23 protein-coding genes are annotated in these 25,903 nt (G+C 62.6%); 4 read left to right on the top strand and 19 right to left on the bottom strand.

Features of this window, described 5'->3' with window-relative positions:
• Positions 1-26: 26 nt before the first annotated feature.
• The 4 genes from JAB8_RS11550 to JAB8_RS11535 form a co-directional block, all read right to left on the bottom strand.
• A complete protein-coding gene (locus JAB8_RS11550) occupies positions 27-371 on the bottom strand; it encodes an SMR family transporter (protein ID WP_071650290.1) in 345 nt (114 codons plus the stop codon).
• Between the two features lie 42 nt (positions 372-413).
• Positions 414-1,856 carry a UbiA family prenyltransferase gene (locus JAB8_RS11545; RefSeq protein WP_083287177.1) on the bottom strand — a complete coding sequence of 481 codons (1,443 nt, stop codon included), beginning with the start codon at positions 1,854-1,856 and terminating at the stop codon, positions 414-416.
• Between the two features lie 4 nt (positions 1,857-1,860).
• On the bottom strand, positions 1,861-3,105 hold the full coding sequence (locus JAB8_RS11540; RefSeq protein WP_139143015.1) for a hypothetical protein: 1,245 nt from the start codon (positions 3,103-3,105) through the stop codon (positions 1,861-1,863).
• Between the two features lie 232 nt (positions 3,106-3,337).
• The gene (locus tag JAB8_RS11535; RefSeq protein WP_070224606.1) at positions 3,338-3,760 is read right to left on the bottom strand and encodes a hypothetical protein; all 423 of its coding nucleotides are present in this window, start codon (positions 3,758-3,760) and stop codon (positions 3,338-3,340) included.
• Positions 3,761-4,039: 279 nt separating this feature from the next.
• Here JAB8_RS11535 and JAB8_RS11530 point away from each other — a divergent pair, with 279 nt between their 5' ends.
• Positions 4,040-6,097, top strand: a complete 2,058-nt coding sequence (locus tag JAB8_RS11530) for a TonB-dependent receptor (RefSeq protein ID WP_070289595.1) — start codon at positions 4,040-4,042, stop codon at positions 6,095-6,097.
• Here the strand turns inward: JAB8_RS11530 and JAB8_RS11525 are convergent.
• The 9 genes from JAB8_RS11525 to JAB8_RS11490 all read right to left on the bottom strand — a co-directional run bounded on the left by JAB8_RS11525 (position 6,094) and on the right by JAB8_RS11490 (position 13,532).
• Positions 6,094-6,591 (bottom strand): glycine zipper family protein, encoded by a 498-nt coding sequence (locus JAB8_RS11525; RefSeq protein ID WP_070289594.1) that lies wholly within the window; start codon positions 6,589-6,591, stop codon positions 6,094-6,096. The two genes, JAB8_RS11530 and JAB8_RS11525, sit on opposite strands and share 4 nt — an antisense overlap.
• Before the next feature lie 13 nt (positions 6,592-6,604).
• A complete protein-coding gene (locus JAB8_RS29895; protein WP_070224609.1) occupies positions 6,605-6,991 on the bottom strand; it encodes a hypothetical protein in 387 nt (128 codons plus the stop codon).
• Between the two features lie 200 nt (positions 6,992-7,191).
• Positions 7,192-9,315: a sodium-translocating pyrophosphatase gene (locus tag JAB8_RS11515; protein ID WP_070224610.1), complete on the bottom strand. Its 2,124-nt coding sequence runs from the start codon at positions 9,313-9,315 to the stop codon at positions 7,192-7,194.
• A 194-nt stretch (positions 9,316-9,509) separates the two neighbouring features.
• Positions 9,510-10,166, bottom strand: coding sequence for an adenylate kinase (adk, locus tag JAB8_RS11510; RefSeq protein ID WP_070224611.1), 657 nt, complete (start codon positions 10,164-10,166; stop codon positions 9,510-9,512).
• A 275-nt stretch (positions 10,167-10,441) separates the two neighbouring features.
• Entirely contained in the window at positions 10,442-11,200 is a 759-nt protein-coding gene (kdsB, locus tag JAB8_RS11505) for a 3-deoxy-manno-octulosonate cytidylyltransferase (protein ID WP_070289593.1), read from the bottom strand.
• 2 nt (positions 11,201-11,202) lie between these two features.
• Complete coding sequence (locus JAB8_RS28165; RefSeq protein ID WP_010395789.1) at positions 11,203-11,379, bottom strand: Trm112 family protein; 177 nt, start codon at positions 11,377-11,379, stop codon at positions 11,203-11,205.
• The gene (lpxK, locus tag JAB8_RS11500; RefSeq protein ID WP_070289592.1) at positions 11,360-12,415 is read right to left on the bottom strand and encodes a tetraacyldisaccharide 4'-kinase; all 1,056 of its coding nucleotides are present in this window, start codon (positions 12,413-12,415) and stop codon (positions 11,360-11,362) included. Before lpxK ends, JAB8_RS28165 begins: the two co-directional genes overlap by 20 nt.
• A gap of 74 nt (positions 12,416-12,489) precedes the next feature.
• Positions 12,490-12,930 carry a biopolymer transporter ExbD gene (locus JAB8_RS11495; RefSeq protein ID WP_070289591.1) on the bottom strand — a complete coding sequence of 147 codons (441 nt, stop codon included), beginning with the start codon at positions 12,928-12,930 and terminating at the stop codon, positions 12,490-12,492.
• Positions 12,927-13,532 carry a MotA/TolQ/ExbB proton channel family protein gene (locus tag JAB8_RS11490; protein ID WP_070224614.1) on the bottom strand — a complete coding sequence of 202 codons (606 nt, stop codon included), beginning with the start codon at positions 13,530-13,532 and terminating at the stop codon, positions 12,927-12,929. Before JAB8_RS11490 ends, JAB8_RS11495 begins: the two co-directional genes overlap by 4 nt.
• Positions 13,533-14,413: 881 nt before the next feature.
• On the opposite strand from JAB8_RS11490, the gene JAB8_RS30140 reads away from it, so the two are divergent.
• Both JAB8_RS30140 and xseA read left to right on the top strand, forming a co-directional pair.
• Positions 14,414-14,545 carry a hypothetical protein gene (locus tag JAB8_RS30140; protein WP_268993996.1) on the top strand — a complete coding sequence of 44 codons (132 nt, stop codon included), beginning with the start codon at positions 14,414-14,416 and terminating at the stop codon, positions 14,543-14,545.
• Between the two features lie 316 nt (positions 14,546-14,861).
• Positions 14,862-16,223, top strand: coding sequence for an exodeoxyribonuclease VII large subunit (xseA, locus tag JAB8_RS11485; RefSeq protein WP_070289590.1), 1,362 nt, complete (start codon positions 14,862-14,864; stop codon positions 16,221-16,223).
• Positions 16,224-16,305: 82 nt separating this feature from the next.
• On the opposite strand, the gene JAB8_RS11480 is transcribed toward xseA, so the two are convergent.
• The 6 genes from JAB8_RS11480 to JAB8_RS11455 all read right to left on the bottom strand — a co-directional run bounded on the left by JAB8_RS11480 (position 16,306) and on the right by JAB8_RS11455 (position 24,431).
• Positions 16,306-18,756 carry a TonB-dependent receptor gene (locus JAB8_RS11480; protein WP_070289589.1) on the bottom strand — a complete coding sequence of 817 codons (2,451 nt, stop codon included), beginning with the start codon at positions 18,754-18,756 and terminating at the stop codon, positions 16,306-16,308.
• Between the two features lie 107 nt (positions 18,757-18,863).
• Positions 18,864-19,916: an ATP-binding cassette domain-containing protein gene (locus tag JAB8_RS11475; protein ID WP_070289588.1), complete on the bottom strand. Its 1,053-nt coding sequence runs from the start codon at positions 19,914-19,916 to the stop codon at positions 18,864-18,866.
• A 1-nt stretch (position 19,917) separates the two neighbouring features.
• Positions 19,918-21,294: a GH1 family beta-glucosidase gene (locus JAB8_RS11470; RefSeq protein ID WP_070289587.1), complete on the bottom strand. Its 1,377-nt coding sequence runs from the start codon at positions 21,292-21,294 to the stop codon at positions 19,918-19,920.
• Between the two features lie 32 nt (positions 21,295-21,326).
• The gene (locus tag JAB8_RS11465) at positions 21,327-22,145 is read right to left on the bottom strand and encodes a carbohydrate ABC transporter permease (protein ID WP_070289586.1); all 819 of its coding nucleotides are present in this window, start codon (positions 22,143-22,145) and stop codon (positions 21,327-21,329) included.
• Complete coding sequence (locus JAB8_RS11460) at positions 22,142-23,134, bottom strand: sugar ABC transporter permease (RefSeq protein ID WP_070289585.1); 993 nt, start codon at positions 23,132-23,134, stop codon at positions 22,142-22,144. Before JAB8_RS11460 ends, JAB8_RS11465 begins: the two co-directional genes overlap by 4 nt.
• A 7-nt stretch (positions 23,135-23,141) precedes the next feature.
• The gene (locus JAB8_RS11455) at positions 23,142-24,431 is read right to left on the bottom strand and encodes an extracellular solute-binding protein (RefSeq protein WP_083287664.1); all 1,290 of its coding nucleotides are present in this window, start codon (positions 24,429-24,431) and stop codon (positions 23,142-23,144) included.
• 443 nt (positions 24,432-24,874) lie between these two features.
• Between JAB8_RS11455 and JAB8_RS11450 the strand changes: the two genes are divergently transcribed.
• The gene (locus tag JAB8_RS11450; protein ID WP_070224621.1) at positions 24,875-25,894 is read left to right on the top strand and encodes a substrate-binding domain-containing protein; all 1,020 of its coding nucleotides are present in this window, start codon (positions 24,875-24,877) and stop codon (positions 25,892-25,894) included.
• The last annotated feature ends 9 nt before the right edge of the window (positions 25,895-25,903 follow it).

The following is a 25,903-nucleotide window of genomic DNA, read 5'->3' as shown; positions in this document are numbered from 1 at the left end:
AACGGAGCAGGCCGGCGTTGGAGCGCTCAGCGGGACAGGACGAAAGCACCCGCCGTGATCAGCAGAATGCCGATCACTTTCGGCATGGTGAGCGCTTCCTGCAGCACGCAGCAGCCGATCAGGGTCACCAGCGCCATCGTGATGGCCGTCATGACGGGATAGGCCAGGCTGATTTGCAGCTTTTCCAGCGCCACCGCATAGCAGATGAAACCGAGGGCATAGGCTCCCCCTGCGCCGCCCAGCCACAGCAGGCGGACGATATTCAGGCCGCTGCCATACTGGCTGGACATTTTGATCAGCAAGGTGGCCGCCGCGCTGGCCACTGAGGCCAGCGCGCACCATAGGAAGCCTGCAGAAGCGGAAGTCATCATCGGTAGCAGTTCGGGTACGGTTTCGGGAGAGGGTGCGACATTCTACAGGCTGGCGCCGACCGCCAGCGCCATGCAGGCGGCGATGACCACGAGGCTGACGGGATCTTTACTCACATACAACACGGGATCCTCGTTCACCTCGCCCCTGAAGGCCAGCGTCCACAATCGTCCCAGCCAGAACACCAGCAGGGGCACGATACCCAGCAACAGGTAAGGGCGCGCATACAGCACCAAGATATTTTGGGAATTAAAGTACAGCATGAACACCAGCAGCGAAATGAATCCGCTGTTCACGCCCATGATGCCGATCGGCGCCTTATCGGCCGTCGTATAGCTGCGGCCGCGCGTCTTTTCCTTGCCTTGGCGCTCCAGATTGAATAACTCGCTATAGCGCTTGAGCAGCGCCAGGCTAAGGAAAATAAAGAAGGAAAAGGCCAGCAGCCAGAACGACGGTTCGATATGCGTCGCCGCGCTGCCCCCCAGTATGCGCAAGGTATACAGGATGGCGAGGGTGACGATATCGACCATCAGCAAGCGCTTCAGGTAAATCGAGTACGCGAGGGTGGTGGCGAAGTAAATCGCCACGGCCAGCAACAGCAGCGGATCGAACAGTGCGCAAATGGCCAGCGCCAGGATGGCCAGCAGCGGACTGGCCAGAAGGGCAACGGGCAGCGGCAGGCTGCCGGCGGCTATGGGCCGGCGGCACTTGCTGGGGTGGCGTCGGTCATCGGGCGCATCGAGCGCATCATTGAGCAGATAGGCGCTAGAGGCGCACAGCGAAAAAGCCACAAACGCCACCAGCGCCTGCAGGAAAGTCGGCAGATTCAGCGCATGGCCGGCCAGCATCGGCACAAAGACCAGCAGATTCTTCAGCCACTGGCGGGGCCGCATTGCCTTGAGCAGGGGCGCGCCCCACCCAGTGCGCGGCGTGCCCGCTGGCTGCGTGGCGCCGCCACCCGCCAGCCGGAACGGCGTGCGCGTGACGGAAAGCGCCACGTTGCTGGCATTCCATACCGCGACGTCAACACTGGCATTGCCTATGTAATCAAACCCCCTGGCACCAAACAGTTCGCTCAGTTGATGCGCCTTGTTGTGCGAAGTGAGATTGATCCCACCCTCGGTGGCCAGCACGCGGTCAAACAGGCCCAGGTGGACGGCGATGGCATCGGCGAAACGGCGCTGCGAACCTGTCGCCAGAATGATCTGGCGCCCTTCGCTGCGCTGGCGCGCAAGGTCGGCCAGCAAAATCTGATCATACGGCAAGGCTTGTGGATCGATCTCCACCATGTCCGCCATTTTTTCCTTGAAGCCAGCCTTGCCGGAAAATAGCCAGAACGGCAAGCGCCAGAGCTGCAAGAACCGCACTTTGATAAAGATGAGAATCGCTTCCCACAGCAAGTCCGAATGGATCAGCGTACCGTCGAGATCAACCACCAGCGGTACACTCTTCTGTTCACCCTGCGCGTGCAACATCGGTTCGGCCATGATATTACCTTCCCGTGCCGGATGCCGGCATGCGTAACAGCAACCAGGCGCTGTCCCGATCCAGCGTGGGCATGGCTGGCGCACCGACACGCGCACTCAGTGCGCACAACATGAATGCCACGGCAACGGGGATGAACGCGTCAAACTGGCGCCCTTCATTGAACTGTCCCACCATAAAGGTCATGGTCAGCAAACACGGCAGGATAATCAGGCAGCGCCGCAGCGGCGCCGACGCATAGCGCCAGCCGCAGGCGGCCACGAGATACCACAGCAATAAAGGGCCAACGTTCTGTACCAGCGTACGCGGATGGTGCAGGAAGAGATTGATATTGTTGTCAATCTTGCCGCCCTCCCATGCCTGATGAGCTGGCAACACATAAAACATCAGTACGCGCACCAGGCCGTACAGCAGCAGTTGCAGCAAGATCCATCCCGCCAGCGAGCGCAGCTTCATCTGTCCAAGCAAGACAAAGCCGCTCGTCACGATCAGGAAAAGCGTTATCTCGTGATTGAACGTTCCCGCCACCAGCATCGCCACATAGGGCAGCATTTCACGGCGCAGCAGGTGGTAAAGGCAAAAGGAATAGACAAAAATAATACCGATATCGTAAAACGTGTAATAGGTGACCGTGGGCGCCCACATGCACAACACCAGAAACTGCGCCACGAAGGCCAGGTCTCGTCGGATGAAGAGAGCCGCAAAACGCCGGACCGACCACAGCATCAGCACAATGGCCAGTACCTGGGACCAGAGAAAACACTCGATAGCGCCCAAGCGGGGGAACAGGTACTGCAGGACCTGTGCCGGGAAAATGAACATGACGCGGTGCTGGAACGGCGGCGTACCTTTGAATGCCATAATGTCATCGATCATGTACCAGCTTTCCTGCGTGCCGAAACGCAGGAGCATTCCGGCAAACACTGCGGTATAAATGGCGAACAACAGGTAGTCGAGCCCATCGTCGCTCTTTGCTGCGGGCCGATGCAAACGATACAGGAACACTGCGGCAGTGACGGTGAATGCCAGCCAAAGCAACAGGTAAAAGCTTACCAAGGCATCCATTTTCTGAATATAGAATGCCAGCGGGTGGCGGTCCGCGTGTCCCAGTACCTTATTGAGGACCGACCATGAGCGCCCGTCATAGGCCGCCTCCAGCAGTGCGTTTCCTGCCAAAAAATACCAGGAAAATACAGCCAGGGCACAGATGGAAAACGTGACGAACAAGAGACGAAGATGGGCTGGTTTCATTGTGGATTGCTAACAATACGATGACAACAATAAATTATTAAATGTTTATTGTTATTGTTTCATGATATATACAAAAAAGCAATAATTAAATCCCGGCCACTCATCCTTGATATTTGTTTTTTATCAATATTTAGAAAATGGAGCCGTGGCAGCATGCATGGCGCCCGGCGGCAACGCACAGGGCCTGCCTATTGCTTCCGGCATGGCAGCGCGATGCGCTGGCACCGACTCCTTAGAAACACTGCATGAAAGCGCCATTGCGGTGGCAGATGCGCCCGTTGGCATCGAGCGTGGCATTGCCCGCGCCGTTATAGCGCGCGCCGGCAGCGTCGCGGCAACCGCCCGTGTCGCATGCGCCGATGGGCTGCGGCGCGCGCGGCATGGGCACGGCCGGGCTGGGCGGCAGCGGCGCCATGGGCACGACCGGTGGCGCTGGCTGGGCCGGCATGCGGCCGATCACCTGCGCCACGGAACGGCGCGGCTGCACGGGCGGCGCCGGGCGGCACGGTTCCACCGCGAGCTTGCCGCTGTCGCGCGGGTCGAGCTGGCACACGGGCAGTTGATCGGACGCAGCAGGTTCCTGCGCCCAGGCATCGCCGCCAGCGAGCAGCAGGGCGCCGGCCAGCGCCAGCATGGTTTTTGTCATCGTCTTCATGCCCCCTCCCCAAGCATCGATCATACCGCTTTCATTATTGGCACACACGGCGCCAGATGCCAGCGCGAGTAACACGCACACGCTGGCAGCCGCCATGTCCACGCTGCAACGGTGTTTTATTTCCTTTCAGCACTTTCCTTCTTGCCAGGATGGCATTACAATAAGAACGATTCTTATTCTCATTCGCGGAATAGGAGCGCAGTTTATTGCATTTTCAATCATTCATACCCGAGCCACCCGGAAGGCAGCCAGGAAAAAACAACATCCGGAAAGTTCACCATGACCAAGCGCAGTCCCGCCTTCATTCATCCTGTTACGCCCGCCCGCCCCATCCATTGCGCCACTCTGCTTCTGCCCTGCCTGCTCTCCTTGGCCGTCAGCAGCGCCTGGGCCGAAGGCAATGCGGCCGCCGATCCCACCATGAACACGGTGGTCGTCACGGCATCGGGCACGGCCATCGACATCAAGGATGCGCCGGCCAGCATCAGCGTCATCACGCGCGAGGAAATCGAGCGCCAGCCCGTGTATGACTTGAATACCCTGCTGCGCCGCATCCCCGGCGTGACGGGCGGCACCAGCCCCGTGGGCGAAGAGTCGAAGATCAAGCTGCGCGGCCTGCCAGACAAATACACCTTGATCCTCGTCGATGGCAAGCGCGTCGGCAGCTCGGCCGACACGGCCTACCGTCCCGACCTGGGCCGCCAGGACTTGAACTGGATCTCGCCCGACATGATCGAGCGCATCGAAGTGGTGCGCGGCCCCATGTCGTCGCTGTACGGCTCGGACGCCATGGGCGGCGTGATCAACGTCATCACGCGCAAGGTGCCGGGCAAGTGGAACGGTTCGGCCACGGCCAACTACACGCAGCCGCAGGACAGCGGCCGCGGCACGGCGCACCAGTTGGGCGTGAACCTGGCCGGCCCCTTGTCGGACACGGTGGGCATGCGCCTGGGCGTGGGCCAGACGCGCCAGAATCCCGATGAAAAAGCGATAGGCAAATCGGGCGGCATCGGCGGCGAACGCAACCAGACTGTCTCGGGCCAGCTGAACTGGGCGCTGGACAAGAAGCAGAACCTGTCGCTGGACGCCAGCTACGGCAAGCAGCAATCGACGGATTCGACCACGCTCGACGCGGACGGCTACCCGCTGTTCGGCGCCTGGGGCGCGAGCAAACTGATACGCAAGAGCGCCAGCATCGGCTATGAAGGCCGCTGGGACTTCGGCAAGGCCGTGGTCAACCTGTACCACAACGATTTCGACAACGAAGTCGTCGGCACGGTGGCCAAATCCAAGGACAGCACGCTGGACGCCAGCCTGGAAAAACGGGTCGGCTGGGGCGGCATCGAGCAAATGCTGGTGATGGGCGGCCAGTGGAAGCACCAGGAACTGACGAACACGGACACCATCGGCACCGTGCCCACCGATTACCTGGGCAACCCCGTGAGCGGCGCCACCCTGTCCGGTACCACCTCGGCCCTGTTTGCGGAAGATCAGCTGTTCCTGCGCGACAACCTGACGGCCACGGCCGGCCTGCGTCTCGATCACCACAGCAAGTTCGGCAACCACTACAGCCCGCGCCTCTACCTCGTGTACCACCCGGCCCCCGCCTGGACCATCAAGGGCGGCATCTCGCAAGGCTTCCGCGCCCCCAGCCTGAAGGAAAACTCGCCGGCGGCGGCCACGCAGTCGGGCGGACGCGGTTGCGGCAGCCTCAAACCGCTCGGCTACATCACGGGCGGCTGCTACATGGCCGGCAATGCGGACTTGAAGCCGGAAACGAGCACGGCCGGCGAGATCGGCGTGGCGTGGGAACAGAATGGCTGGGACGTGGGCCTGACGTACTTCCACACGGATTTCAAGAACAAGATCGACTACGCGCCGCTGGGTTTTTACCAGAAGCAGTGGTGGACCAAAATGACGAATATCCAGAAAGCGCGCACCAGCGGCCTGGAAGCGACGGCGAATATCCCGCTGACGAAAAACCTGAACTGGCGTAACAACGTGACCTACATGGCCGAGGCGAAAAACCTGACCACGGGCGCCAACCTGCTGTCGACGCCGAAGCTGTCGTGGTATTCGGCGCTGGGCTGGCAAGTCAACGACCAGCTGTTCGGCGAAGTGTCGGCCCAGTACACGGGCAAGGAACTCGACGCGGGCAAGCTGGCCGACAAGGCCTACACCATCGTCGACACCGTCGTGTCGTACAAGGTCACGCCCCAGTGGACCGTGCGCGGCGGCGTGCAAAACCTGTTCAAGAAGGGACCGATGGCCGATGGCCTGGTTGACTACTACGTGCCGGGACGCCGCATGTTCGTCGGCCTGACCTCAAGGTTCTAATAACGGGGCGGCGGCGTATCGGGCGGCGGCGTGGCGGCATTGGCCGGGACGCTGCTCAGCATCTGCCCGGCGACGGGCACCTTGTGGCCGCTCGCATACATGCATTGCTGGTAGGCGTAGTCATAACGGCGCTGCATGCCATACGCGGAACTGTCCGCCGCGCCCGTGCCTGCCAGCGCGCCGAACAGCAAGCCCGTGCCCGCGCCCACGCCGGCGCCATGGCCGCCATCGATGGCGGCGCCGGCCGCCGCACCGAGCACCGTACCCAGCGCCGCGCTGCGCAGGCCGCTGTCGACGCTGGCCTGCTGCACCGAACTGCCGCCCAACTGGCCTTGCGCATAGCCGCGGCACTGCAGATCGTCGCTGCGGAATTGTTCGAAACTCTTGCCCGTGCCGGGCAAGACCATGGCCGACGGCCCTTCCGGCATCACCGTGCAGGCAGCCAGCAGCAGCGCCAGCAGGCCGGCACGCCCCATTAACGCTCTCGTATTCATGTTGACCTCCCCGTCAGCGCACGCTGGTCGGCAGCACGGCACGCCATGCCGTACTACAATTTTTCACGTAGGGATAATAGCCCTGCGGCCGCGCGCAGTAGTACCACATCTGCGCCGTCGGCTCGCCGCCCTGCTCGATGTACACGGGTGCCGGCTGCACCACCACCGTGCGCCCATACGGATAAGGATAGCCATACCACGGGTCGCCATACCACCCCGGCCCATAGCCATACCACAAGGGCGCTCCCACCCAGACGCCCACGTGCGAATGGCCATGGAAGTGGCCGTGATGGCCGTGGAAACCGCCGTGCCGGCCCGGCTCCGCCTGGGCCAACCCTGCAACACCGCCCAATATCAGCAACGCCAGCAGCGCGCCGCCCTTCCTGTTGATGCTGTCCATGACATCCTCCCGCCTTCCCTGCCAGACTGTGAAGCTCACCTTTTCACTCCATTATTGGCAAGGGGCCGGCACAAGCAAGGGCGCCGTAACAATTGCTCACTTTTGATACGCCGAGGATATGGAGTGCAGGAAAGTTTCACCTGCAGAAAATGCAAACAGCCCCGCAGCGCGGGCCACGGGGCTGCATGGAGTGGCGCGGTCTATTGCGCCGGCAAGCTTTGCACGGGTGTCGCCGGCGCCAGGATGGGCGGCACGGGCGCGTGGACAGGTGCCGGCGCCTTGACGGCCAGCCAGCCCGTGGCCGGCAGCAGCGGCACCAGCAGCAGGGCCACGATATTGATGATCTTGATCAAGGGATTGACGGCCGGTCCCGCCGTATCCTTGTACGGGTCACCCACGGTGTCGCCCGTGACGGCCGCCTTGTGCGCGTCGGAACCCTTGCCGCCGAAGTGGCCATCCTCGATGTATTTCTTCGCATTATCCCAGGCGCCGCCGCCCGTGGTCATGGAAATAGCCACGAACAGGCCCGTCACAATCGTTCCCATCAAGAGGCCGCCCAGCGCCGCCGGCCCCAGCAGCATGCCCACGACAATGGGCACCACCACGGGCAGCAAGGAGGGCACGATCATTTCGCGGATGGCCGACGCCGTCAGCATGTCGACGGCCTTGTCGTATTCGGGCCGCGCCGTGCCTTCCATGATGCCCTTGATGTCGCGGAACTGCCGGCGCACCTCGACCACCACGGCACCCGCCGCGCGGCCCACGGCTTCCATCGCCATGGCGCCGAACAGGTACGGTATCAGGCCGCCGATGAACAGGCCGACGATCACCATGGGGTTCGACAAGTCGAAGGTGATGTGCTGGCCCACGGATTCGAGCGCATGCGTGTAGTCGGCGAACAGCACCAGCGCGGCCAGGCCGGCCGAGCCGATGGCGTAGCCCTTGGTAACGGCCTTGGTCGTATTGCCGACGGCATCGAGCGGGTCGGTGATGGCGCGCACGGAGTCGGGCAAGCCCGACATTTCCGCGATGCCGCCCGCGTTATCGGTGATGGGGCCATACGCGTCGAGCGCGACGATGATGCCCGCCATCGACAGCATTGAGGTGGCCGCGATGGCGATGCCGTACAGGCCGGCCAGCTGGTACGACACGAGGATGGCGACGCAGACGGCCAGCACCGGGTAGGCGGTGGACTTCATCGACACGCCCAGGCCGGCGATGATATTCGTGCCGTGGCCCGTCGTCGACGCTTCGGCGATGTGGCGCACGGGCTTGAAGTCCGTGCCCGTGTAGTACTCGGTGATGTACACCATCAGGCCCGTGAGGACGATGCCGACGACGGTGGCGCCCAGCATCTTGTAGCGCATGGCGTCGTCGGGCCACAGCAGCCACGTGACCACGGCAAAGCCCACCAGCGACAGGCCCGCCGCCCACCACAGGCCTGTGTACAGGGCCGACATGATCTTCTTCCCGGGTGCCGTCTTGACCATCGAGCAGCCGACGATGGAGGCGAGGATGGAAACGGCGCCCAGCAGCAGCGGATAGAGGATGGCCGTGCTGCTCGCTTCGGCCATCAGCAGCGCGCCCAGCAGCATGGTGGCGATCAGGGTCACGACATAGGTTTCGAACAGGTCGGCCGCCATGCCGGCGCAGTCGCCCACGTTGTCGCCCACGTTGTCGGCGATGACGGCCGGGTTGCGCGGATCGTCCTCGGGAATGCCGGCCTCCACCTTGCCCACCAGGTCCGCGCCCACGTCGGCGCCCTTGGTGAAAATGCCGCCGCCCAGACGCGCGAAGATGGAAATGAGCGAGGCGCCAAAGGCCAGGCCGATCAAGGGCTTGATCAGGTCATGCTGGGTGAGGCCTGGCGCGCCCGTCGTCACCAGCAGCCAGTAGAACAGGGTCACGCCCAGCAAGCCCAGACCGACGACCAGCATGCCCGTGATCGCCCCGCCCTTGAAGGCCACGTTCAATGCCTGGTTGATGCCCAGGGTGGCCGCCTGCGCCGTGCGCACATTGGCCCGCACCGAGACATTCATGCCGATGAAGCCGCAGGCGCCCGACAGCACGGCGCCGATCAGAAAGCCCAGCGCCGTGTGCAGGCCGAGCAGCACATAGATGGCGATCAGCAGCGCCACGCCGACGATGGCGATGGTGCGGTACTGGCGCGCCAGATAGGCGGCCGCGCCCTGCTGGATGGCCAGCGCGATTTCCTGCATGCGCGCGTTGCCGGGATCCTGGCGCAGGATCCAGCTGCGCGACACCAAACCATAGATGACTGCGACCACGCCGCAGGCTACCGCAAACCACAAACTGGCTGCCATATCGTCCCCTTCTGTTTTTATCCGACGTCATTGCCGACAGCTGCAGACCGCACCGGGTAGGCGCGCGCAGCCAGGAAAACACGACCTGCAAAAAACTTCAACTACGAAAACGTAAGACATACAGCCATGCTTGCAGTCTGCCTGAAAAGCGGGCACAAAAAAAGCGGACACTGAGGTCCGCTTTTCAATACTGCTTATTCCGCCAGGGCGGCAAATGCGCTGTCGCGGATTTGCTCGACCGGACCGACGCCGGCGATGCGGCGGTATTTCGGCGCGCCTGGCAGGCCGGATTTGGCCCAGTCGTTGTAGTAACCGAGCAAGACCTTGGTCTGGTTGTGGTACACGTCCAGGCGCTTCTTGACCGTTTCCGCCTTGTCGTCGTCGCGCTGGATCAGCGGCTCGCCCGTGATGTCGTCGACGCCGTCGACCTTGGGTGGATTGAATTTGACGTGGTAGACGCGGCCCGAACCCGGGTGGCTGCGGCGGCCGTCCATGCGCTCAATGATCGACTCATCCGGCACGTCGATTTCCAGCACGTAGTCGACATTGATGCCGGCATCCTTCATGGCGTCCGCCTGCGCGATGGTGCGCGGGAAGCCGTCGAACAGATAGCCATTGGCGCAATCGGCTTCCTGCAGGCGGTTCTTGACGAGACCGATCATGATGTCGTCCGACACGAGGCCGCCCGCATCCATGACTTTTTTCGCTGCCAGGCCCAGTTCGGTGCCTTCCTTGATCGCCGCGCGCAGCATGTCGCCCGTGGAGATTTGTGGAATATTGTATTTTTCTTTGATGAAGTTAGCTTGGGTGCCCTTGCCGGCACCGGGTGCTCCTAAAAGTATCAGACGCATTGAAAAGTTCCTAAAAAACAGATTTTGGATGGTGGTATGTGTAATTATTTTTAGATGATGTTGCTATGGCTATCTTTCCCTACGAAACTTACCACAAAAAATCCCTGGAACGCCAGTTTGCTGTCGAATTGCTATGCCCTGATTGATCAAAGCCAGCAATTAGCGAAGCAGGTGTTTCAAAATGTGGTTTTTTGTGGCAGGCCCCGCATAAAGTTTTTCTCGCGCACGCACGGCGCCTGAAAAACGTTCAGGGCAAGGCAGCCATGGACGTTTTCTCAGGTGGCGTGGCGGTAGTGCGCCTGCACGCGTTCCAGATCTTCCGGCGTGTCCACGCCGGCGGCCGGGGCCGAGTCCGTGACGTGCACGGCGATGGCGTAACCGTGCCACAGCACGCGCAACTGCTCCAGCGCCTCGATCGCTTCCAGCGGCGACGCGGAGAGCGTGGGATACGTTTGCAAAAATGCATTGCTGTACGCATACAGGCCGATATGGCGCAAGGGCACGTAGCCGGCCGGCAAGCTGTCTTTCGACTGCGCGAAGCCGTCGCGGTGCCAGGGGATGGTGGCGCGCGAAAAATACAAGGCGCGGTTTGCCTTGTCCAGCACCACCTTGACGACATTCGGATTGAAGGCCTCAAGCACGTCGTGCAGCGGATGGGCGCACGTGGCCATGGGGACGGCGGCGCTGATCTGCGCCGCGCAAGCGGCCAGCAGGGCCGGATCGATCAGCGGTTCATCGCCCTGCAGGTTGACGACGACGGCGTCCGGCGGCAACGCGAGCGTACGCGCCACTTCGGCGATGCGGTCCGTGCCCGACGGATGGTCGGCAAGCGTCATGCACACTTCCACGCCATGCGCGGCGCAGGCGTCGCGGATCGATGCATGGTCGGTGGCGACGATGACGCGCGCGGCGCCGGACAGGACTGCCTGCTCGGCCACGCGCACCACCATGGGCTTGCCGCCCAGGTCGGCCAGCGGCTTGCCCGGCAGGCGGGTCGAAGCCAGGCGGGCCGGGATGATGACGATGAACGCCATCGTTATTCCACTGCGTCTTGCAGGGTGCGCGCTTCGTCCGCCCACATGATGGGGATGCCATCGCGGATAGGATAGGCGAGGCGGTCGGCGCGGCAAATCAGTTCCTGCGCCTTCTTATCGTGTTCAAGCGGACCCTTGCAAACAGGGCAGACCAGGATATCAAGCAGTCGAGCGTCCACGACATTTCTCCACAATTTGTTGGGCCAGCGCGCTATCGATGCGCGCACTGACGGGGACGACCCACAGTCTCGGGTCATCTTTGAGATATTCAATTTGCGCACATTTTACTGCATCCTTCTCGGTGATCAAGATCACATCCGTGTCGAGGGCAGCAAATGGCTGGTCGAGAAAGTCGTGATGGTCGGGCAAGGGCAGTTCCGCGAAGTCCAGTCCGGCCCCGCGCAGCATGGCAAAGAAACGCCGGGGGTTGCCGATGCCGGCCGCCGCCACGATGCGCCGGCCGCCGGCCGCCAGGGTTTCAAGCGGCATGCGTTCGCTGCGGTCCGTCAAGCGCTCAGCCACGCCGCCATCGAGCCGCATCTGCACCACCAGGCCGCCCTTGGGCGCGACCTGGCCCACCAGCGCCGGCGCCAGCTCGGGCGCATTGATCACCGTCACGTCACGCCGGCGGCGCGGCGATTCGCGCAAGGGGCCGGCCGGCAGCAGCCAGCCATTGCCCGCGCCGCGGCCGTCGAACAGCACGATTTCCACGTCGCGCCGCAAGGCGTAATGCTGCAAGCCGTCGTCCGTGACGAGCACGTCGACGTCCGGGTGCGCGGCCAGCAGCGCCCTGCCCGCTTGCGCGCGGTCGCGCCCCACCATCACGGGGCAGCCGCCGCGCTGGAAGATCAGCAGCGGCTCGTCGCCCACCTGCTGCGGCGTGGAAGCAGCCGTGACGGCGCGCGGCGAACGGTCGGCGCTGCCATGGCCGCGCGAAATGACGCCCGGGCGCATGCCCGCGTCGCGCAAGGCTTGCACCAGCCAGATCGTCAGCGGCGTCTTGCCCGTGCCGCCGATAAAGATATTGCCGACGACGACGACGGGCACGGGCAGGCGCGCGGATGTCAATACGCCGGCGCGATACAGGCCGCGCCGCACGGCGCTCAGGGCGCCGAACAGCAGCGAGACGGGCCACAGCGCGCACGCCAGCGGCCCGCGCGTCAACCAGGCGCGGGTCAATGTGGTTTCAAGCTTGGCGGGGGAGGATGTGGGCATGCGGTGAGGAGTAAAGGGCTGGGGTCTGACCCGGCGGGTCAGACCCCAATTATGTTGCCGGTAACGGTGGGAATTTACTTGCTGCCCGCCTGCGCCGCAAACGTCAGCTTTTCATAGCCGGCCAGGCGCGCCGCTTCCATCACGTGGATGACCATCTGGTGCATGGCGAACTGGTCGGCGTTGACCACCACCACGGGGGTCTGCGCGGGCGCCTTGCCGCCGTTGGCAGCCTTGGCCGCGTTTTGCAGGGCGTCGGCCAGGCCGGCCACGTCGCGGAATGATATGGGTTCGCGGTTGACCGTGTAATTGCCCTTGGCATCGATGGTGACGTCGATCTGCTGCGGCTTCTCCTTCGCTTGCTCGGCGTCGGCCGTCGGCAAGGTGATCTGCAACTCCGTAAACTTGCTGTAGGTGGTGCTGACCATCAGGAAGATCAGGATCACCAGCAGCACGTCGATGAACGGGATCAGGTTGATTTCGGGGTCTTCACGCCCCTTGCCTTTGCGGAAGTTCATTTGCGGCCACTGTGGACGATGTCGACGAACTTGACGGCTTGCTGCTCCATGTCAATGACGAAACTGTCGACGAGGGCGCGGAAATGGCGGTAGAAGACGAGGGTCGGCATGGCGATGGCCAGGCCGAAGCCCGTGTTATACAGGGCCACCGAGATACCGTGGGCCAGCTGGGCGGGATTCGAGCCGCTGGCGTTTTGCGAACCGAAGATTTCGATCATGCCCACCACCGTGCCGAACAGGCCCATCAGCGGGGCCAGGGTGGCGATGGTGCCCAGGGTCGTCAGGAAACGTTCCAGCGTGTGGGCCACGCCGCTGCCGGCCTCCTCGATCGATTCCTTCATCACTTCGCGCGGCGCGTCGACATTGCGCAAGGCGGCGGCCAGCACCACGCCCAGCGGCGAATTGTCTTCCAGCTTGGCCACCGTGTCCGGCGTGATCTTGCCGCTGCGATATACCTGCACCACTTCATCGAACAGCTTGCGGGGCAGTATCTTGGCGCGTCGCAAATACAGCAGGCGCTCGATGATCAGGGCCAGGGCGACGATGGAAGCGATCAACAACAGCCAGATGGGCCAGCCAGCGGCTTGAAATATAGCGAGCAAAAGAAACTCCTGGTAAAGGGAAGGCGATGGACCGCCCGGACAGCCTGTATTGTACCGAGCGCCGAAGACCGATGGCACGTGCGCGCAGGAATGGCGCAATGTAGCGCGTTGCCGCGCCGGCGGCAAGTGGCGCCTGCATGTGCCCTTATCCACATCACGCTCCGGGCTGCGGCTCCAGCGCACAGTTTTGCACACTTTGTGTGGATAAGATTGTGAGCAAGCATGAAGTCCAGCGCACAAGTCCTTGATTTACATGGGAATTATCATGCTGCGCAAAATACAGGCATAGCAGCTTATCGGCAGTAATCAATGTCAATAAATTAATACTTGCAGAGTTCTGCACATTTACTGTGGACAAGATTGTGCGCAAAGCCGTGAAATTTAATTAAGCCATTGATTTTAAAAGAAATTAAATCAATGAGTAAAAAAGTGGCAGACGGCGCACAATCGGCGGCAGAGGGACCGTCAAAGTTCTGCACACAATCTGTGGACAAGATTGTGCGCAAGCGCAAAGATACGCGCTAAGTACATTGATTTATATCGTTTTTATTGCCGTGCATAAAAATGTAGCAAGGGCTGGAAAACACGGTTTTCAGCGTCACATTTCACTGCAAAAAGGCAGTCTTCCACGGCGAATGCAGTTTCACACATAAAGTGTGGATAAGATTGTGAGCAAGCCGATTGACTCCATGCAAGAGCATTGATTTTAAAGGAGTTTTTTTCGATGCTGAAAAATAAGGCAGCGCAAGCACCTGCTCGCGCCGTGGAAAACTCCCGGAAAAAGCGAAACGGTTTATGCGGTTTTGCACATATTCTGTGGATAAGATTGTGAGCAAGGCGCACGGTCGAACGCTAGGCCCTTGATCTATATGGCTATTTTTATGCTGCGTAAAATTCAGGCAAGCCATGCCATGGGCATTCCGGTGGATAAATCCGCTGCCGCGCGGGAGTTCTGCACATTTTTTGTGGATAAGATTGTGCGCAAGGCCATGCATGGCATACTAAGCGCTTGATTCCTATGCACTTTATTTCCGTGCGCAAAAATGTAGCAAGGCACTTTTATTGGTATAAAGAGGCCTGCACGGCCACGTTTGTCCAAGGCAAAAAGTTCCGCACACTTTCTGTGGATAACTTTGTGCGTAAGTGGCAGGGGCTGCACTGATGTGCTTGATATTAAAGGATTTTTTCCCTGTGCACGCAAATCAGGCATACGGGAATTCATCATGAAATCAATTACTTAGAAATAGAACTTGTTGTTTTGCACGATATATGACATAAGCATGACCTCGCCGATAATATGTGGACAGTTCCCTTCCCGCTCCCAGCTTTATGATGACAGACACCCCGACTGACAGCGGCTTTGCCGCCCCGCCCGTGCTGACCGTCAGCGCCCTGAACCAGGCCGTCGCGCGCCTGCTCGAGCGCTCGTTTCCCCTGACCTGGATCGCCGGCGAGATTTCCAACTTCACGCGCGCCGCTTCCGGCCACTGGTATTTCACCTTGAAGGACGATGGCGCCCAGGTGCGCGCCGTGATGTTCCGCGGCCGCGCCCAGTACGCCGGCTTTACGCCGCGCGAAGGCGACAAGGTCGAAGTGCGCGCCCTCGTCACCCTGTACGGCGCGCGCGGCGATTACCAGATCAACGTGGAAGCCATCCGCCGCGCCGGCGTGGGCGCCCTGTACGAAGCGTTCCAGCGCCTGAAGGAAAAGCTGGCCGCGCAGGGCCTGTTCGACCAGGAACGCAAGCGCGCCATCCCCATGTTCGCGCGCAGCATCGGCATCGTCACCAGCCCGCAGGCGGCGGCCCTGCGCGACGTGCTGATCGCCTTGCAGCGCCGCGCGCCGCACGTGTCCATCATCCTGTATCCCACGCCCGTGCAGGGCCAGCAGGCGCCGGAAAAGATCGCGCAAGCCATCCGCACGGCATCGACAAGGGCCGAGTGCGACGTTCTGCTGGTGTGCCGTGGTGGCGGCAGCATCGAGGATTTATGGTCGTTCAACGATGAAGCCGTGGCGCATGCGATCGCCGACTGTTCCATGCCCGTGATCAGCGGCGTGGGCCACGAGACCGATTTCACCATCGCCGACTTCGCGGCCGACCTGCGCGCGGCCACGCCGACGGCGGCGGCCGAACTGGCGGCCACGCCGCGCGCCGACTGGATGGCTTCCCTGCGCGCCGATGCGGCCGACCTGCGCCGTGCCATGCGCCGCCGCCTCGACGACGCGGCGCAAACGCTGGACCGCCACAGCCGCCGCCTGCTCAACCCGAAGGCGCAGCTGCAGCAGCAGCGCTTGCAGCTGCTGGCCCTGTCCACGGCCATGACGCATGCGGCGCGCGCGCCCGTGAACCAGTCGCAGTACGCACTGGAACGCCTGCGCTCGCGCTGGGCCGCCTTGCGGCCCGACGTCACGGCATCGCGCGCGCGCCTGGTGGAAGCGCAGCGGCGCGGCGGCGCGGCCATGGCGCAGCTGCTCAGCCAGCGGCGCCACCGCCTCGACGGCCTGGCGGCGCAGCTGGAGCTGTTGAATCCCCAGCGCACCCTGGAACGCGGCTACGCGATCCTGCGCGACGAAAAAGGCGCCATCGTGCGCTCGCCGGCGCAGCTGCAGGCGCGCCAGAACGTCAACGTGCGCCTGGCCGAAGGCAGCGCGCAGATCGGCATCGCCAGCGTGCAGGCGACGTTAGATTAAAAAAGGCCGGGGAAGCTCCCCGGCCCAACACCTTCCCCTACTGAGTGGACTGCGACTGCAACTGCTCTTTCACACTACCTCATCAAAACTTCATCGACACGCGCGCGCCAAACGTGCGCGGCGCGTTGTAGAAGGCGCCGTAGATCTGCTGCGTCGGCTGGCATGGCATGCCCACGTCCGTGCAGATTTCATTGACGTCCAGCTTGACCGCCTTGTCGGTGGCGTTCTGCACGAACGCTTCCACCGTGTACGCCTTGTTCGCCGGCTGGAAGCGCAGGCTCAGGTCCAGGGTCGTGTAGGCTTCCTGGCGCTTGACGCCCGCATGGCCCGGCACGTCGCCGTTGAACGCGCCCGCACCCACGTACGACATGGTTTCATAGTGCACCGAGGCGCGCGGCGTGAGCTGGCCGCCGGCCACCGTGAAATCATGCTCGTACTGGACGGTGGTGGAAAACTTCGGCGCGTGCTTCATGGTGCTGCCGCCCACGTTCACCAGTGGCGCCGTCGAGCCGCAGGACTGGCCATTCGCGCGTGCCGCATCGACGTCGCACGACATGAAGTCGTCATACACGGCTTTGAGCCAGGTGGCGTTGCCCGTCAGGCGGTCGACCTTCGTCGGCCGCCACACCCATTCCGCTTCCAGGCCCTTGACGGTGGCGCCGGCCGCATTGAAGTTGGCCAGCACGCTGTTGACCACCTGCGATTCGAGCTTGTCCTTGTACTTCATCAGGAAGGCATCGAGGTTCAGGGTCAGTTCGCGGTTCAGCAAGTCCGACTTGAAGCCGATTTCATAGCTGGTCAGCTTTTCCGGCTTGGTGGTGGCGCCGCCGTCGCCGATGGCCGGCGAATGGAAGCCCGTCGTCACGGAGCCGAACAGCAGAATGTCCGGCCGCAGCTTGTACTCGATGCGGCCCAGCCAGGTGGCCTGGCCGTATTTCAGGTCGGCCGTATTGTCGCCTGGCGTATTGCCGCAGGCGGCCGCCGTGATGGCGCCGCCGGGGCCGATATTGTGCGTGTTGGCCAGGCCCGTGCCCGGCGTGACCAGCTGGCGCAGCTGGTCGGCAGTCAGCACGGTGGTGCCCAGCGGCGTGTTCGCGGGCCAGTTCGGGCACGCCCAGTTCTGGCCGCCGACGTCGAATTTATGGTCTTTCGTGTAGCGCGCGCCGGCCGTCAGCTTGATCTGGTCCGTCAGCTGCTGGCTGACCTGGCCGAACACGGCTTTCGATTTGAGCTGGCGGTCGCCCTGGATGAAGGACATGGACGACGCATACTGGCCCACGGTGGGCTGCACGAAAATCACGGCGCCGTTGGCGATATCCTGCTGCACGGCCGCCTGCGAAATCTGGCTGCGGTCGATATCGAAGCGCACCTTGTTCTTTTCGTTGAACAGGAACAGGCCGGCCACCCACTGGAATGGCGCATCGTCGTCCGAGCGCGCCTGCAGTTCGTGCGAATAGCTGTCGAACTGCGCCCAGTCGGTACGGTTTTCCGATTTGAAGCCGGGGAACAGCCCCGCATCGGCATCGTTGCTGTTCTGGCGCTTGTAGCGGCTCCAGCTGCCCAGGTACGTGAAGTCCAGCGCATCCGTCGGCTTGTAATTGAGCTTGCCCTTGTAGGTCAAAATCGACTGGTCCAGGGTGCCCGGCGTGTCGATCAGGGCCGAGCGCAGCTTCTCGCCCGTTTTCGGTTCCGCCGCCAGGTAAACGTTGCCGGCGCCCTGGTCGAGGAAGTAGTCGGCGATGAAGGTGCCGCGCAACTGCGGCGTGAACTTCCACAGCAGCGAGGCGCGCACGCCCATCTGGTCGCCGGCGCCATACTTGGCCGTGCCCGGCATGACGTTCGAGCCGCGGCGGAAGTCCACCGTGCCGTCGTGGCTATCCTTGATGGCGGCGATGCGCAGCGCCACGTCGTCGGAGAACGGAATGTTGATCATGCCCTGCGTCTGCAGGTGGCGGTAGTCGCCGACGGTGATGCCGGCCGAGCCCATGAACTTGGCCGTGCTTGGCGCGGCGGAGACGAGATTGACGGCGCCGGCCGTCGAATTGCGGCCGTTCAGGGTGCCCTGCGGTCCGCGCGCCACCTCGACGTGGCTCAAGTCGTACATCAGCGCCGTGGCGCCCTGGGGACGCGGCGAATACACGCCGTCGACATAGAAGGCGACGGCCGGGTCGCCCAGCTCCGTGTGGTTGGCCGAGCCCACGCCGCGCATGTAGACGTGCACGCCGCCCGAGTCGCCATGCTGCTCGACGACGAGGCTGGGCACCATGGTGGCCAGCGACGCCAGGTCTTTCACTTGATTGTTTTGCAGGGTGTCCTGGTTGAAGGCGGTGACGGCCAGCGGCGTCTCCTGCACGAAGGTATTGCGACGCGTGGCCGTGACGACGATGCGGTCCATCTGTTCGGCCGCCGGTTTTGCCGTGTCGGTGGCTGCAGCCTCCTGGGCCATGGCGGCGCCGCTGCCCAGCAAGATGAACTGGGCGAAGGTCGCATGCGCCAGGCTGAGGGCGATGGTATTGCGTTTGAGCTGTTGCATTGTTGTTGTCTCCTGTACCGCTGGTTGAATGATGATCAAATAGCTCTTTGGCTACTGCTGCACATTTTTTGGGTGTCAATCTGAAGTCATGTCGCCTCCGTGCGGGGTCAATGGGTAGCCACGGCGCGCCCGGCCGTGTCGAACAGAAAGGCATGGCCTTCTTCCGGCGCGAAGCCGATGGCGCTGCCCTGCGCCAGCGCGTGGCGCGCCTCGCCGTGCAGCTTGATGGCCACCGCATGCGGGCCGCCGTCGATGCGATCGTCAAGCGTCGCGTGGATGATCTGCGCATCGCCCAGCTGCTCGATCAGGGTCACCGTGGCCCCGTAGCCTTCATTGCGCGGCACCAGGCGCAGGTGTTCCGGGCGGATGCCGACCAGCATGCCCGCCGCGCCGCCAAGCTGGCTGGCCAGGGCCGGGACGGCGGCGCACGGCAAAAAGTTCATGCGCAGCGCGCCGATGAAACCGGCCACAAACTGGCTGGCCGGATGGCGGTACAGCTCCAAAGGCGCGCCCACCTGCTCCAGGTGGCCGCCATGGAAGACGGCGACCCGGTCACCGAGGGTCATGGCCTCGACCTGGTCGTGCGTCACGTAGATCATCGTCGTGCCCAGTTCCTGGTGCAGCTTGGCCAGCTCGATGCGCGTCTGCACGCGCAAGGACGCATCGAGGTTGGACAGCGGCTCATCAAACAAGAACACCTTGGGCTGGCGCACGATGGAGCGGCCGATGGCCACGCGCTGGCGTTCGCCGCCGGACAGGGCCTTGGGTTTGCGGTCGAGCAGGTGCGTGATCTGCAAAATCTCGGCCACCTTGCCGACGGCGGCGCGCACTTCGGCTTCCCCCTTGCCCGCCAGTTTCAAGGCAAAGCCCATGTTGTCGCGCGCCGTCATGTGCGGATACAGGGCATAGCTCTGGAACACCATCGCGATGCCCCGCTCGGCCGGTGCCACGTCGTTGGCCAGCAAGTCGCCGATGCGCAGCTGGCCCGCGCTGATGTCTTCCAGTCCCGCGATCATGCGCAGCAGGGTCGACTTGCCGCAGCCGGACGGCCCGACGAAAACCATGAATTCGCCGTCGTGGATATCAAGGTCCAGGCCCTTGACGATTTCCGGGCCGTCGCCGTAGGTCTTGCGGATGCCGCGCAGCGAGATGGCGGCCATGTCAGTGCTCCCCGGCCAGGACCAGCTGGGCCGGTGCGTGGGATGCGCGCTGCGCGGCGATGAAATCGCGGTACCACAGGGCGCTGTCCTTGAAGCTGCGCTGCTGCGTGGCGTAGTCGACGTACAGCATGCCGAAGCGCTTGGCGTAGCCAGAGTTCCACTCGAAATTGTCCATCAGGCTCCAGTAGAAATAACCGCGCACGTCGATGCCCTGCGCGATCACGGCGCGCAGGGCATCCAGGTGCAGCCGCACGTACTCGATGCGCGGTTCGTCGTGGATCTTGCCGCCGACGGGCTTGTCGGCGACGGCCATGCCGTTTTCCGTGATGTAGACGGGCGGCAGCCGGTACTCGCGGTGCAGGCCCACGAGCAGCTCCGTCAAGCCTTGCGGATAGGTTTCCCAGCCCATGTCGTTGACACCGAGCTTGCATTCGGGCTTGCGCGGCGGCGTCTCGGCGCTCATGTAAGCGCGCGTGTAATAGTTCACGCCGAGGAAATCGATGGGCTGTTTAATATCGATGAAATCGTTTTCAAAGATAGCCAAAGCAGAAGCGTCGGCGTGTTTCAGGGCCAGGGCCGGGTAGCGGCCCTTGAAGATGGCGTCCATATACCACTGCACCGAGCGCGCATATTCGAGTTCGGCCAGTTCGCGGTCCTGGGCGCTGTCGGTGGCCGGCGTGGCCGTCCATTGATTGAGCACGATGCCCAGTTTCGCCGGCGCATTCACCGTGCGCATCGCCTGCATGGCCAGGCCGTGCGACAGCAGCAGGTGGTGCGACACTTGCACGGCGGCGGCCGGATCGGCCATGCCGGGCGCGAACTGGCCCGTGCCGTGGCCCAGCACGGCCGTGCACCACGGCTCGTTGTGCGTGGCGATGCTGGCGACCTTGTGGCCGAAGCGGCGCGCCACCTCGGCCGCGTAGGCGGCGAAGTGATAGCAGGTGGCGCGATTGAGCCAGCCGCCCTCGTCCTGCAAGGCTTGCGGCAAGTCCCAGTGGTACAGGGTCAGATGGGCATCGAGGCCTTTGGCGGCCAGGGCGTCGAGCAGGCGGGAGTAAAAATCAAAGCCCGCCTCGTTCCAGGCGCCGGAACCCGTCGGCTGCACGCGCGACCAGGACATGGAAAAGCGGTAGGCGTTGACGCCCAGGCTGGCGATCAGCTCTACATCCCCGGCGTAGCGATGATAGTGGTCGCAAGCCACGTCGCCATTGCTGCCGTCGATGATCTTGCCGTCCGTGTGGCTGAAGGTATCCCAGATGGACGGGCCGCGGCCGTCGATGGCGGCGGCGCCCTCGATCTGGTAGGCGCTGGTGGCCACGCCCCAGGTGAAGGTGGCGGGGAAGTTGGTGTCGATGTCGTCGTTATGCATGGTGGTCATGTCAGTGTGAGGGGTTGAGATAAATGTGTGGATCAGCCTTTGACGGCGCCTTGGGTCAAGCCTTCGATCAGGCGCTTCGAGGCGACAAAAAACATCAGCAGCAGCGGCAGCACGGCGATGGCGGCGCCCGTCATCAGCGCGCCCCACTCCGTGTTGTTCGGCGCCTGCATGCTGCGCAGGGCCAGCGGGATCGTGTAGTTCTCGACCGAGCGCATGACGACCAGCGGCGTAATGAAATTGTTCCACGAGTTGATGAAAGTGATCAGGCCCAGGGTACCCATGGCGGGGCCGATCAGCGGCAGCACGACCCGCCAGTAGATGGCGAATTCGCCGCAGCCGTCGATGCGCGCCGCCTCGATCAGGTCCTTCGGTATCGCCGTGCCGATGTACTGGCGCATCAGGAAGATGCCCAGCGCGCCGGCCGCTCCCGGCACGTACAGGGCGCGCGGCTGGTCCAGCCATCCGAGGAAATCCATCAGCATGAAGGTCGGGATCATGTTCATGAACGACGGGATGATCATCGACGCCATCACCAGGGTAAACAAGGGCCGCTTGAAGCGGAACTCGTACATGGCGAAGGCATAGCCGCCCAGCGAGCAAAAGAACAAGGTCAGGATGGTCGTCATCAGGGCCACGTACAGGCTGATGCCGATATTGCGCCAGAACGGCAGGCGCTCCTGCAGCAGTTCGAGGTTGTTCAGCAGGGCCGTGCCGAACCAGCGCGGCGGCGGCAGGCTGTAGATCTCGGCGCTCGTGTGCGTGGCGAAGACGAACATGAAGTAGAACGGCGCGACCATGATCAGGGCGCCGATGGCCACCATGGCGTAGGCCGTCCAACGCGTAGTTTTCATCGGGCCTCCTTGCGTTCATGACGTTCATTGCGGCTGAAGATGCGGTTATTCACCCAAGTGGTGCTGGCGATGATGAGGAACAGCAGCCAGGAAATGGCCGACGCCGTACCGAAGTCGCCTGAGGAAAACGCCGTCTTGTAGACGAAGATGGCCGTCGTCATCACCGACTGGCTTACGCCGCTCGATTCGGCCACCAGCACGAACGGTTCCTCGAACAGCTGCAGATTGCCCATGATGGTCAAGGTGACGGCCAGGTAGATCATGGGGCGCAGCTGCGGCAGGGTGATGTACCAGAACTGCTGGCGTTTCGAGGCGCCGTCGATGGTGGCCGCTTCATATAAATCCTTCGGTATCACCTGCAGCGCGGACAGGTACAGCACCAGGTTCCAGCCCAGATAGCGCCAGAAAATCACGAAGGCGACGGCCGGCTTGATGAACAGCGAGCTGCCCAGCCAGTCGATCGACTCTGACGGAAACAGGCCGCCCACCAGCGGCAGGCTGGCGCACCACTGGAGCAGCACATTGATCTGGCCGTAGTCGCGCGAGAACAGGGTGTTGAAGACCATGGCGATGGCCACGCTGGAGGTGATGAACGGTAAAAAGTAAATGCCGATCACCAGGTTGCGCGAGCGCTTGAAGCTGTTGTGGATGAACGCTGCCAGCGGAATGGCGACCAGGTGCTGCGGCACGCCCGAGGCCAGCGCCAGCCACAGCGTATTGCCCAGCGAGCGCAAAAACCACGGGTCGCTCAAGGCATATTTGTAGTTGTCCAGGCCCACCCACTGCATGGCTTCCACGCCGCTGGCCGCTTCCCACTGGTTGAACGACAGATAGATGGAAAACAGCAGCGGGAACAGGCTGAAGACGGCGAACAGGATGAAGAAGGGGCTGATGAAAATATATGGCGCCCACTGCTTCATGTTGTAGCGTTTCCTGGCGCGCCGCGCCGGGGCGGCGGCGCGCTCGGTACAAGGCATGGAGGTAGTCATGCTGCTCCTAGCGCCGCGCGCGGTGGGTGATCAGGGCCTTGGCGTCGGCCAGCGCCGTCTTGATATCCTTGTTTTGCGCCAGCACGCTTTCCAGTTCCATATTGACGATGTCGCGCGCCACGGCGTCGAACTTGTCAACGCGGATGACGGGAATCTTCGCCGCCGTGTCGCGTGCCAGCAGGCGCGTCTTCTGGCCGCCGAAGTACGCTTGCGGCTCGTCCATCATCGGGTCCGTATATGCCGCTTTCAGGGCCGGGAAGGCGCCGATCTCTTTCAGCGAGTGCAGCTGGATATCCTTGTTGACGGTCATGAACTTGATGAATTCCCAGGCCTGGATTTTATTCGCGGCCTTTTTCGGGATGCCGTAGAAGGAGCCGCCGTACGACGCCAGCGCGCCGGCCGGCAGGTTGGCCGCGCGCCACTGGCCCTTGGAATCGGGCGCCAGCCACTTGGCCAGGTGGCCGCTGAGCCAGGAACCCATCATCTGGCTGGCCACCTTGTCGCGTTTAAAACCTTCGGCCCACTCGCCCGTCCAGGCCACGGTGCGCGCGTCGATGCCAGCGATCCTGGCCGCCTTGGCCAGTTCGAAGGCCTTGACGAAGCGGGGCGAGTCGACCAGCACCTGGCCCTTGTCGCCAAAGTAAATGCCTTCGCCATCCTTCAGATTGGCGCGTATATAAATGTCGGCCAGGTCGCTGGCGCCGGCCAGCAGATAGGTGCCGGTGGCGGCCTTGAGCTTCTTGCCGGCGGCGATGTAGGACTCCCACGATTGCGTCAGGTCGGCTTCCTTGATGCCCGCCTTGTCCATCAAGTCCTTGCGGTAGAACAAAGTGCCCGGCCCCAGGTCGGCCGGCATGGCGCCCAGGGTGCCGCGCGAACTGGTCGCCTGCACGAAGGTGAACGGCACGAACTGGGCGCGGTACTGCCCTGCCCCGTATGGCGGCTGCAGCAAATCTTCCATGCCCTTCGACTCGGCGAAGCTGCCCACATAGCGGAAATCGATGGCCATCACGTCGGGCAGGCGCGCGCCGGCCGCCAGCGCCGTCGTCATCGAGTTATGGTGGTCGTCGATCTGCAGGCTGACCAGCTTGACCTTCACCTGCGGGTACAGCTTTTCCCACAGGGGCAAGGCCGTCTTGACAGCGCGGTCCAGGTCGGGGAACGAGGCGACGGTAATCGTCGCCGGGGCCAGCGCCGGCAACGGTGCGGCCGGCGGGATGGCGGCGGGCGCGGCGGCCACGCCACAGGCCAGGGTCAGCGCGGCCAAGGGGGCGGCGCCAAGGATGCTTGACTTCATTATTTCATCTCCGATTATTGAGCGTCTTCTATCTTGAAAACGTTTTCACAACATGTGTCCATTTAACACCGCAAAGAAAATCAAGTCAACCGAAAAAGTTGTCATTTTTATTGAGGGTAACGTGGAAAACTGAACGCCGTAGCGTGTGTTCTCCTATGAAAAAGGCGAAAATACAAACTGTCGAGACGCTGTTGTTTTTTGTGAAAACGTTTTCAAGCGTAGGTCGGATTAGCGTTTCAACGCGTAATCCGACAATATTGTTGGCGGCAGAGGCATGTTCCGGCGCATTGCTGGCCGTGATGTGTCGGGTTACGCCCTGCGGGCTAACCCGACCTACACCGACCTACCCCGATCTGCGGCGCTATCGGCCATTTATGGTAATCTTTCGATGAAAAGGTTTTCAGAGCACTGACGACCAGCCATCTTGACACCCAGGAACCGCCTTGAACGATAGCGCCCACGCTGCTCCCCCTTCCACCCTGCTCGACGTGGCCCGCCAGGCCGGCGTGTCGCCCAGCACCGTCTCGCGCATCCTGAACGGCACGGCCAGGGTCTCCGACGACAAGCGCGACGCCGTGCTGGCGGCCATTGCGCACATGAAATTCGCGCCGAACCAGATGGCACAGGGCTTGAAGAAGGGCCGCTCGATGACCATCGGCATCGTGGTGCAGGATATTTCCAGCCCCTTCTTCGATGAAAGCCTGCGCGGCGTCGACGATGGGCTGAAGGACACGGGCTACGCGTCCGTCATCGTCAGCGGGCACTGGAATGCGCAGGAAGAAGCGGACCGTATCCGTCTGCTGTTGGCGCGAAAGGTCGACGGCATCATCCTGCTGTCGGGGCGCATCTCGGACGAGAGCGTGCTCGATTTCTCGCAGCAGCGGCCCATCGTCTCGACGGGCCGCCTGCTGGCAACGAAAAGCGCCATCGGCTTCAAGCTCGACAACGAATACGGCGCCTACCTGGCCGTGCGCCACTTGATCGAACTGGGCCACCGGCGCATCGCGTTTGTCGCCGGCCCCGCCAACAACACGGATGCGGCCGAGCGCCTGACGGGCTACCAGCGCGCGCTGCGCGAAGCGGACATCGCCATCGACCCGAAACTGATGGCGGAAGGCGATTTCCACGAGGCAAGCGGGATGCTGGCCATGAACCACTTGTTCGATACGCAGCAGCAATTCAGCGCCGTCTTCGCCGCCAACGACCTGTCCGCCTATGGCGTGCGCCTGTGTTTGTACCGCAAGGGCATCCGCGTACCCGACGATATCTCGCTCGTCGGTTTCGATGACTTGCCCGGCTCGTCCTACACGACGCCGCCGCTGACGACCATCCACCAGCCCCTGTACGACATCGGCCGCATCGCCACGGAAGCGCTGCTGGGACTGATCAACGGCGAAGCCGTGCAGGCCGCCATTCCACCGCTGGAACTGATCGTACGCGAGACCACGCGGCGCATCCGATAGCATCCACAG

The sequence above is a fragment of the Janthinobacterium sp. HH106 genome (genome assembly GCF_001758725.1).
GTDB lineage: Bacteria > Pseudomonadota > Gammaproteobacteria > Burkholderiales > Burkholderiaceae_D > Janthinobacterium.
This window is presented reverse-complemented; position numbering and strand designations above follow the sequence as displayed.